The sequence below is a fragment of the Pseudomonas sp. 2VD genome (assembly GCF_005503585.1).
GTDB classification, from domain to species: domain Bacteria; phylum Pseudomonadota; class Gammaproteobacteria; order Pseudomonadales; family Pseudomonadaceae; genus Pseudomonas; species Pseudomonas aeruginosa.
This window is the reverse complement of record NZ_SCND01000237.1, coordinates 1-9443: the sequence shown is the minus strand read 5'-3', so window position 1 is coordinate 9443 and position 9443 is coordinate 1. Positions and strand designations below refer to the sequence as shown.

The following is a 9443-nucleotide window of genomic DNA, read 5'->3' as shown; positions in this document are numbered from 1 at the left end:
CTACGCGGAAGACCCCGAGGGCGGTTTCCTCCCCGCCAGCGGCCGCCTGGCGCTGTACCGCGAAGCGGCCGCCGGCCCCGGCCGGCGGGTCGACAGCGGGGTACGCGAAGGCGACGAGGTCTCGCCGTTCTACGACCCGATGCTGGCCAAGCTGATCGCCTGGGGCGAAACCCGCGAGGAAGCCCGCCAGCGCCTGCTGGCGATGCTGGCGGAAACCTCGGTCGGCGGCCTGCGCACCAACCTGGCGTTCCTCCGCCGCATCCTCGGCCATCCGGCGTTCGCCGCCGCCGAACTGGACACCGGTTTCATCGCGCGCCACCAAGACGACCTGCTGCCGGCGCCGCAAGCGCTGCCGGAGCATTTCTGGCAAGCCGCCGCCGAAGCCTGGCTGCAGAGCGAACCGGGCCACCGTCGCGACGACGACCCGCATTCGCCGTGGAGCCGCAACGACGGCTGGCGCAGCGCCCTGGCGCGGGAGTCCGACCTGATGCTGCGCTGCCGCGACGAACGCCGCTGCGTCCGCCTGCGCCACGCCAGCCCCAGCCAGTATCGCCTCGACGGCGACGACCTGGTCAGCCGGGTGGACGGTGTCACCCGTCGCTCGGCGGCATTGCGCCGCGGACGCCAGTTGTTCCTCGAATGGGAGGGCGAACTGCTGGCCATCGAAGCCGTCGACCCGATCGCCGAGGCCGAGGCCGCCCATGCCCACCAGGGCGGTTTGAGCGCGCCGATGAACGGCAGTATCGTGCGGGTCCTGGTCGAGCCCGGCCAGACGGTCGAAGCCGGCGCCACCCTGGTGGTGCTGGAGGCGATGAAGATGGAGCACAGCATCCGCGCGCCCCACGCCGGGGTAGTGAAGGCGCTGTATTGCAGCGAGGGCGAACTGGTCGAGGAAGGCACGCCGCTGGTGGAGCTGGACGAGAACCAGGCCTGACAGCCAAGACGAGGAACAGCATGAACCTGCCGAAGAAGGTCCGCCTGGTGGAGGTCGGTCCGCGCGACGGACTGCAGAACGAGAAACAGCCGATCGAGGTGGCCGACAAGATCCGCCTGGTCGATGACCTGAGCGCCGCCGGCCTGGACTACATCGAAGTGGGCAGCTTCGTCTCGCCCAAGTGGGTGCCGCAGATGGCCGGCTCGGCCGAGGTATTCGCCGGCATCCGCCAGCGTCCCGGCGTGACCTACGCGGCGCTGGCGCCGAACCTGAAAGGCTTCGAGGCGGCGCTGGAGTCGGGAGTGAAGGAAGTGGCGGTGTTCGCCGCCGCGTCGGAAGCCTTCTCCCAGCGCAACATCAACTGCTCGATCAAGGACAGCCTGGAGCGCTTCGTACCGGTGCTGGAGGCGGCGCGCCAGCACCAGGTGCGGGTGCGCGGCTACATTTCCTGCGTGCTCGGCTGTCCCTACGACGGCGATGTCGATCCGCGCCAGGTCGCCTGGGTCGCCCGCGAACTCCAGCAGATGGGCTGCTACGAGGTGTCCCTGGGCGACACCATCGGCGTCGGCACCGCCGGCGCCACCCGCCGGCTGATCGAGGCGGTGGCCAGCGAGGTTCCCCGCGAGCGCCTCGCCGGGCACTTCCACGACACCTACGGGCAAGCCCTGGCGAACATCTACGCCAGCCTGCTGGAAGGCATCGCGGTATTCGACAGCTCGGTGGCCGGCCTCGGCGGTTGTCCCTACGCCAAGGGCGCCACCGGCAACGTCGCCAGCGAAGACGTCCTCTACCTGCTGAACGGCCTGGAGATCCATACCGGGGTCGACATGCACGCCCTGGTCGACGCCGGCCAGCGTATCTGCGCGGTGCTCGGCAAGAGCAACGGGTCGCGAGCGGCGAAAGCGTTGCTGGCCAAGGCCTGAGAAGCGGCGGATAACCGCGAGCGGTTATCCGCCCTACCCGACGTCGCGCCCAGGCTCGGAGACTGCGTCATCCACCCTGGGTGCCGTCATACCCCATCCGCCAACTGATAGCCCGAGTCGTCGCAAGCAGCCGTTCCGCCGCTGGCCCCTGCTCCTCGGCCTGGAAGATGCTCGCCGGGCCGACCACCGTGAGCACCGCCGCCACCCGCCCGCGGGCGTCGAACACCGGTGCCGAGAGCGCCTCCACCCCAGGCATCAGCAGCCCATGGATCGCATGCAGGCCGCGCGCGCGGATGCCCTCCAGCAGCACCGCGTAGGCCGCCGGGTCGGCCAGCGGATGGTCGGCACGCCCGGCCAACTCTTCCTCGCGCAGCTCGGCCACCTCGCGTTCCGGCAGGAACGCGGCGAACACCAGGCCGGTGGACGAACCGAGCAGCGGCAGCACCGAGCCGACCTGGGTGACCACCGTCACCGCGCGCACCGCCTGTTCCACCTGTACCACGGTGGCGCCACGGTTGCCCCAGACGGCGAGGAAGCAGGTCTCGTTGAGCACGTCGCGCAGCTCGGCCAGCGGCGCGGCGGCGCTCTTCAGCACGTCCATGCTGTCCAGCGCCGCCAGGCCCACGCGCAGCGCCTCGCGCCCCAGCGAGTAATGATTGGTGGAGGCGTCCTGGACCGCGAAGCCGCTGGCGATCAATGCCTGCAGGTAGCGATGGACCTTGCTCGCCGGCATCCCCACATGCTCCGCCAGGCGCGACAGCGAGGTCGCCGGGGAGAGTTCGGCGAGGGCCTTGAGGATATCGGTACCGACTTCGGCGGAGCGGACCTTCTGCTTGCCGGAGGTTTCGGCGGGACTGCTGTTCTTTTCCATGGACGCGGGTTCCTGCGGGCGGGGCCGACGTTATAGCTTGACGCTGCCTTCCACTCAAATTACGTTATGCGTAATTGAATTACGATAAAAATAACGCAGCCAGCGTGCCAGGTCCCCGGCGGATCGGCGGCAAGCTGCCCCCACTCCCCGGAGGCCTCAGATGAACCTCGACTCCACTGCCCTCGCCTATCAATCGGGCTTCGGCAACGAATTCAGCAGCGAAGCGCTCCCCGGCGCCCTGCCGGTCGGCCAGAACTCCCCGCAGAAAGCGCCCTACGGCCTGTACGCCGAGCTGCTCTCCGGCACCGCCTTCACCATGGCTCGCAGCGAGGCCCGGCGCACCTGGCTGTACCGCATCACGCCGTCGGCCAAGCATCCGCCGTTCCGCCGCCTGGAACGACAGATCGCCGGTGCCGAACTGGATGCGCCGACTCCCAACCGCCTGCGCTGGGACCCGCTGGCACTGCCCGAGCAGCCCACCGACTTCCTCGACGGCCTGCTGCGCATGGCCGCCAACGCGCCCGGCGACAAGCCCGCCGGCGTGAGCATCTACCAGTACCTGGCCAACCGCTCGATGCAGCGTTGCTTCTACGACGCCGACGGCGAACTGCTGCTGGTCCCGCAATTGGGCCGTCTGCGCCTGTGCACCGAACTCGGCGCGCTGCAGGTCGAACCGCTGGAGATCGCGGTGATCCCGCGCGGGATGAAGTTCCGCGTCGAGCTGCTCGACGGCGAGGCACGCGGCTATATCGCCGAGAACCACGGCGCGCCGTTGCGCCTGCCCGACCTCGGCCCGATCGGCAGCAATGGCCTGGCCAATCCGCGCGACTTCCTGGCCCCGGTGGCGCGCTACGAAGACAGCCGCCAGCCGCTGCAACTGGTGCAGAAATACCTCGGCGAGCTGTGGGCCTGCGAGCTTGACCACTCGCCGCTGGACGTGGTCGCCTGGCACGGCAACAACGTGCCCTACAAGTACGACCTGCGCCGCTTCAACACCATCGGCACGGTCAGCTTCGACCACCCGGACCCGTCGATCTTCACCGTGCTGACCTCCCCCACCAGCGTCCATGGCCTGGCCAACATCGACTTCGTGATCTTCCCGCCGCGCTGGATGGTGGCCGAGAACACCTTCCGTCCGCCATGGTTCCACCGCAACCTGATGAACGAGTTCATGGGCCTGATCCAGGGCGCCTATGACGCCAAGGCCGGCGGCTTCGTGCCCGGCGGCGCCTCGCTGCACAGTTGCATGAGCGCCCACGGCCCGGACGCGGAAAGCTGCGACAAGGCCATCGCCGCCGACCTCAAGCCGCACAGGATCGACCAGACCATGGCCTTCATGTTCGAGACCAGCCAGGTCCTCCGGCCGAGCCGTGCCGCCCTCGAGACGCCGGCCCTGCAGAATGACTACGATGCCTGCTGGGCGTCGCTCGTATCCACCTTCAACCCGCAACGGAGATAACCCCATGAACCAGCCAACCCCCACTCGTAGCTGGGTCGCCTCCGCCAATGGGCATGCCGACTTTCCCCTGCAAAACCTGCCGCTGGGCATCTTCAGCCGTGCCGGCCTGAGCCCGCGTTGCGGCGTGGCCATCGGCGACTCGATCCTCGACCTGGACGCGGCGCTGGCCGCCGGCCTGTTCGAGGGGGCCGCCGGCGAAGCCGCCGAAGCCACCCGCGGCGGCGCGCTGAACGCCTTCTTCGCCCTCGGCAAACCGGCCCGCGTGGCGCTGCGCCAGCGCCTGCTGGAGCTGCTCGGCGAAGGCGCAGCGGAGCGCCCGGAGCTGCTCCATGCGGCCGCCGAGTGCCAAATGCACCTACCGGCCAGGATCGGCGACTACACCGACTTCTACGTCGGCATCCGCCATGCCGAGAACGTCGGCAAGCTGTTCCGCCCGGACAACCCGCTGCTGCCCAACTACAAGCACGTGCCCATCGGCTACCACGGCCGCGCCTCGACCGTGCGCGTCTCCGGCAGCGAAGTGCGCCGGCCCAACGGCCAGACCCTGCCGGCCGGCGCCAGCGAGCCGGTGTTCGGTCCCTGTGCGCGTCTGGACTACGAACTGGAGCTAGGCATCTGGATCGGCCAGGGCAACGCCCTCGGCGAAGCCATCCCGGTTTCCCGCGCCGCCGAGCACATCGCCGGCTTCTGTCTGCTCAACGACTGGTCGGCGCGCGACATCCAGGCCTGGGAATACCAGCCGCTCGGCCCGTTCCTGTCGAAGAGCTTCATCACCAGCGTTTCGCCCTGGGTGGTCACCGCCGAAGCCCTGGAGCCGTTCCGCCGCGCCCAGCCAGCGCGCCCCGAAGGCGACCCGCGGCCGCTGCCGTATCTCTACGACGACAACGACCAGGCCCACGGCGCCTTCGACATTGAGCTGGAGGTCCTGCTGCTCACCGAGGGCCTGCGCGAGAAAGGCCTGCCGCCGCAGCGCCTGACCCTGAGCAACAGCCTGAGCATGTACTGGACGGTGGCGCAGATGGTCGCCCACCACAGCGTCAATGGCTGCCAGTTGCAGCCCGGCGACCTGTTCGGCTCCGGCACCCTGTCCGGCGCCGAGCCCGGCCAGTTCGGCTCGCTGCTGGAGATCACCGCTGGCGGCAAGCAGCCGGTGCAACTGGCCTCCGGCGAGACCCGGCGCTTCCTCGAGGACGGCGACGAGGTCATCCTCCGCGCCCGCTGCAAGCGCGAGGGACACGTCTCGATCGGTTTCGGCGAATGTCGCGGCAAAGTGCTCGCGGCCCATCCGGGGGCGCGCGGATGAAGCTCTATACCTACTACCGTTCCACCTCCTCCTACCGGGTGCGCATCGCCCTGGCGCTGAAGGGGCTGGACTACCAGTCGCTGCCGGTCAACCTGGTCCGCGACGGCGGCGAACACCGCCAACCCGCCTACCTGGCGCTCAACCCGCAGGGCCGCGTACCGGCCCTGCAGGTCGACGAGGGCGAGCTGCTGATCCAGTCGCCGGCGATCATCGAGTACCTCGAGGAGCGCTACCCGCACCCCGCCCTGCTCTCCAGCGATCCGCTGCGCCGCGCCCACGAGCGCGGAGTCGCGGCGCTGGTCGGCTGCGACATCCACCCGTTGCACAACGCCAGCGTGCTCAACCTGCTGCGCCAGTGGGGACACGACGAAGAGCAGGTCCGGCAGTGGATCGGCCACTGGGTCGGCCAGGGTCTCGCCGCCGTCGAGCAACTGATCGGCGACCAGGGCTGGTGCTTCGGCGACCGGCCGGGCCTGGCCGACGTCTACCTGATCCCGCAGCTCTACGCCGCCGAACGCTTCGGCGTAGCGCTGGACGCCTGGCCACGGATCCGCCGGGTCGCCGACCTGGCCGCCGCCCATCCGGCGTTCCGCCAGGCCCATCCGGCCAACCAGCCGGACACCCCGGCCGCCTGAGGGACCGCAGAGTCCCGCTCCTGAAGATAAAGGGGGGCGTCCGCCGGACGCCCCATCACCAATAAGAACCTCAGGTACCTTGCGATGCACAACCAGATCGCCAGCTTTCGCGCGGCGCTCGACGCGCGCCCTGTGTCCCGCTACCAGTGGCTGTTGCTGCTGCTCCTCGCCCTGTTGCTGGTCACCGATGGCTACGATGCCCAGGTGCTCGGCTACGTGGTGCCGACCCTGGCCCAGGAATGGGGCCTGGACAAGGCCGCGTTCGGCCCGGTGTTCAGCGCCAACCTGTTCGGCCTGACCGTCGGTTCGCTGCTGGTGACGCCGCTGGCGGACCGCTTCGGCATCCGCCGGGTGCTGCTCTGCTGCGTGCTGATCTACGCCAGCCTGACCGTCCTGATGGTCTTCGCCGGTTCCCTGGAAAGCCTGATGCTGGCGCGCTTCGTCTGCGGCATCGGAATGGGCGGGGCGATGCCCAGCGCCATGGCGCTGATGGCCGAGTATTCGCCACCGCGCCTGCGTACCCTGATGGTCACCCTGGCGGCCTGCGGTTTCTCCTTCGGCGGCGCCGCCGGCGGTTTCGTCGCCGCCGCCTTCATGGACGGCTTCGGCTGGCAGGCGGTGTTCCTCGCCGGCGGCGTCACCCCGTTGCTGCTGTTCCCCTTCCTCCTCCTGTTCCTGCCGGAGTCGCTGCCGCGCCTGCTCCGCGACGCACCGCCCTATGCCCGCCTACGCCAGCTCAGCGAGCGCATGGCGCCGGGCTGGCAGCCGCCGCCGGCACAGGCCGACGCCGAGCCGGCGGCGAGCCTGACCGTGCTGGAGCTGTTCCGCCACGGTTACGCGCGGCCGACCCTGCTGCTCTGGGCGACCTTCTTCGTCAGCCTGATCCTGCTCTACTTCATGGTCAGCTGGCTGCCCTCGCTGCTCCAGGAAAGCGGCCTGACACGCAATGCGGCGAACCTGGCGACCTCGATGTTCCTCTTCGCCGGCACCCTCGGCGCGATGCTCCTGGCCTGGCTCGCCGACCGCCTGCGCAGCAAGGTCCGCCTGCTGGCGGCGATTCTCGCCGGCGCCGCGCTGTTCACCCTGCTCCTCGGCCTCAACCACGACCAGCCGCGCTGGCTGCTGGCGTTCGTCTTCGCCGCCGGCTTCTGCATCATCGGCGGGCAGTTGACCCTGAACGCCTTCGCCAGCAACTTCTACCCGGCCCAGGTACGCGCCACCGGCACCGGCTGGGCGCTGGGCGTGGGCCGCTTCGGTTCGATCCTCGGCCCACTGTTCGGCAGCCTGCTGCTGGGCATGCACATATCCGTGGAGAACATCTTCATGCTTGCGGCGATTCCCGCCGGGCTCGCCGCGCTACTGATCCTCCAGGTCCGCTCGCCCGCCGCCCAGGCGCAGCGGGAAAGCGCCGCCGCGCTGGCCGTCGAGGAATCCTGAGCCTTCACCGCGAGCGGCTTCCCGGCTACAGTGGCGGGCCGTTTCGCCGTCCGCCGCAGGAGCCGCCGATGAACGACGCCGACAGCCTCCAGGATTACCAACGCGTACGCCAGCAGGCGATCCGTTCGCTGTTCGAGATCGTCGAAGGCTCCAGCGAAGGCACGGTGATCGTCGACCGCGAGGCCCGCATCGTCTGGATCAACCAGCGCTACGCCCAGCGTTTCGGCCTCGCCGACCCGGCGCAGGCCATCGGCCGGCCCTGCGAAAGCGTGATCCCCGGTAGCCTGCTGCGCGAGGTGGTACGCAGCGGCAAGCCGATCCTGCTGGACATGATGGACAGCGCGAAGGACCCGCTGGTGGTGATGCGCCTGCCGATCCACGACGACGCCGGCGAGGTGATCGGCGCCATCGGCTTCGCCCTGCTCGACGAACTGCGTTCGCTGTCGCCGCTGGTGACCCGCTACCTGAGCATGCAGCGCGAACTGGCCTCGACCCGCTCGCAATTGCAGGCGCGCCAGGCCAAGTACAGCTTCAGCCACTTCGTCGGCACCAGTCCGGCCAGCCTGGAAGTCAAGCGCCGCGCCCGTCGTGGCGCGGCCAGCGAAGCGCCGGTGCTGTTGCTCGGCGAGACCGGCACCGGCAAGGAACTGCTCGCCCACGCCATCCACAGCGCTTCGCCGCGGGCGCACAAGGCCTTCGTCAGCGTGAACGCCGCGGCGATCCCGGAAAGCCTGCTGGAGGCCGAATTCTTCGGTACCGCCCCGGGGGCCTTCACCGGTGCCGAGCGCAAGGGCCGGCCAGGCAAGTTGCAGGTGGCCCAGGGCGGCACGTTGTTCCTCGACGAGATCGGCGACATGCCGCTGGCCTTGCAAGGCAAGCTGTTGCGCGTGCTACAGGAGAAAGAGTTCGAAGCGGTGGGTTCCAACGAAGTGATCCGCAGCGACATCCGCCTGGTCGCCGCCACTTCCATCGACCTGCAGCAGGCGATGCGCGAAGGCCGTTTCCGCGCTGACCTCTACTACCGGCTGAACGTCCTGCCGATCGAGATCCCACCGTTGCGCCAGCGCCTGGACGACCTCCCGGCGCTCTGCGAGTCGATCCTCGACAGCCTCGACCACGGCCGTCTCCACGAACTCGGCGGCGATGCCCTGGCGCTGCTCGCCCGGCATGCCTGGCCGGGCAACGTCCGCGAACTGCGCAACGTGCTGGAACGCGCGCTGCTGCTGGCCGACCAACCGTTGCTGGACGCCGCCGCCCTCGGCGCGGCGCTGGGCCCCCTGCAACCGCTGCCGGAGCTGCCTCGAGCGGCGGACGACAGGCCGGTCGGGGATTTCCAACAGGCCCGCGAAGCCTTCGAGCGCGACCTGATCGGACGGGCCCTGGCGCAGAGTGCCGGCAATGTGGTGGAAGCGGCGAAACGCCTGGGCCTGGGTCGCTCGACCCTGTACAAGAAGATCGTGGCGCTGGGCATGCGTCTCGATAACGGGACCCATCTCTAAATAGAGACGAACTGAGACCTGCATAGCCACGGAACTTTCGCTCGATTACGTCTCCATTTTGAGACAACGCTATTCCCCACGCTCCCCTTCGTCTCGCCGCAGCCCGCGAAAACCGCGACTCTGGGGCCTGGCACGGTTATCGCAACGTGCCTTTCCGACGGCCCTGCCCCGTTCCAGGCCGTCACGCCGGTGCCCGCACCGTTCGACAACAAGAAACAGGCCCGGAGCGCCTTCCCCATGCGAAGCGCGCCCCGCAGCGCCGTGGAGATATGCCCGATGAGCGTGATCATCGCCCTTGCCGCCCTGGGCCTGCTGATGCTGGCCGCCTACCGGGGCTACAGCGTCATCCTGTTCGCCCCCCTCGCCGCCCTCGGCGCCGTCC

At 69.3% G+C, this 9443-nt stretch carries 8 protein-coding genes and 1 pseudogene; 8 read left to right on the top strand and 1 reads right to left on the bottom strand.

What is annotated here, in order from left to right:
* Together liuD and liuE are read left to right on the top strand one after the other, a co-directional pair.
* Window positions 1–934, top strand: a pseudogene (gene liuD / locus FFS27_RS22165) (methylcrotonyl-CoA carboxylase subunit alpha); the annotation flags it as partial.
* 20 nt (window positions 935–954) lie between these two features.
* The gene (liuE, locus tag FFS27_RS22160) at window positions 955–1857 is read left to right on the top strand and encodes a bifunctional 3-hydroxy-3-isohexenylglutaryl-CoA lyase/hydroxymethylglutaryl-CoA lyase (RefSeq protein ID WP_003088593.1); all 903 of its coding nucleotides are present in this window, start codon (window positions 955–957) and stop codon (window positions 1855–1857) included.
* Between the two features lie 67 nt (window positions 1858–1924).
* Here liuE and FFS27_RS22155 read toward each other — a convergent pair whose 3' ends face one another.
* Window positions 1925–2728 carry an IclR family transcriptional regulator gene (locus FFS27_RS22155; protein WP_003111362.1) on the bottom strand — a complete coding sequence of 268 codons (804 nt, stop codon included), beginning with the start codon at window positions 2726–2728 and terminating at the stop codon, window positions 1925–1927.
* A 160-nt stretch (window positions 2729–2888) separates the two neighbouring features.
* Here FFS27_RS22155 and hmgA point away from each other — a divergent pair, with 160 nt between their 5' ends.
* From hmgA to FFS27_RS33695, 6 genes are all read left to right on the top strand, one after another.
* Complete coding sequence (hmgA, locus tag FFS27_RS22150) at window positions 2889–4187, top strand: homogentisate 1,2-dioxygenase (protein WP_023101318.1); 1299 nt, start codon at window positions 2889–2891, stop codon at window positions 4185–4187.
* Between the two features lie 4 nt (window positions 4188–4191).
* Complete coding sequence (fahA, locus tag FFS27_RS22145; RefSeq protein WP_003111363.1) at window positions 4192–5490, top strand: fumarylacetoacetase; 1299 nt, start codon at window positions 4192–4194, stop codon at window positions 5488–5490.
* Window positions 5487–6125, top strand: a complete 639-nt coding sequence (gene maiA / locus FFS27_RS22140; RefSeq protein ID WP_003088582.1) for a maleylacetoacetate isomerase — start codon at window positions 5487–5489, stop codon at window positions 6123–6125. The genes fahA and maiA overlap by 4 nt, the downstream gene beginning before the upstream one ends.
* A gap of 84 nt (window positions 6126–6209) precedes the next feature.
* Window positions 6210–7562, top strand: a complete 1353-nt coding sequence (locus FFS27_RS22135) for an MFS transporter (protein ID WP_003088580.1) — start codon at window positions 6210–6212, stop codon at window positions 7560–7562.
* A gap of 68 nt (window positions 7563–7630) precedes the next feature.
* Window positions 7631–9061, top strand: coding sequence for a sigma-54-dependent transcriptional regulator HbcR (hbcR, locus tag FFS27_RS22130; RefSeq protein WP_003139728.1), 1431 nt, complete (start codon window positions 7631–7633; stop codon window positions 9059–9061).
* A gap of 276 nt (window positions 9062–9337) precedes the next feature.
* On the top strand, window positions 9338–9443 hold a 106-nt coding region (locus FFS27_RS33695; protein ID WP_256659596.1), incomplete at its 3' end, for a hypothetical protein.

Excerpts from the sequence above, each read along its gene's own strand:
- liuE (WP_003088593.1), top strand. The coding sequence starts at position 955 with ATGAACCTGCCGAAGAAGGTCCGCCTGGTGGAGGTCGGTCCGCGCGAC.
- fahA (WP_003111363.1), top strand. The coding sequence starts at position 4,192 with ATGAACCAGCCAACCCCCACTCGTAGCTGGGTCGCCTCCGCCAATGGG.
- hbcR (WP_003139728.1), top strand. The coding sequence starts at position 7,631 with ATGAACGACGCCGACAGCCTCCAGGATTACCAACGCGTACGCCAGCAG.
- FFS27_RS22135 (WP_003088580.1), top strand. The coding sequence starts at position 6,210 with ATGCACAACCAGATCGCCAGCTTTCGCGCGGCGCTCGACGCGCGCCCT.
- maiA (WP_003088582.1), top strand. The coding sequence starts at position 5,487 with ATGAAGCTCTATACCTACTACCGTTCCACCTCCTCCTACCGGGTGCGC.
- FFS27_RS22155 (WP_003111362.1), bottom strand. The coding sequence starts at position 2,728 with ATGGAAAAGAACAGCAGTCCCGCCGAAACCTCCGGCAAGCAGAAGGTC.
- hmgA (WP_023101318.1), top strand. The coding sequence starts at position 2,889 with ATGAACCTCGACTCCACTGCCCTCGCCTATCAATCGGGCTTCGGCAAC.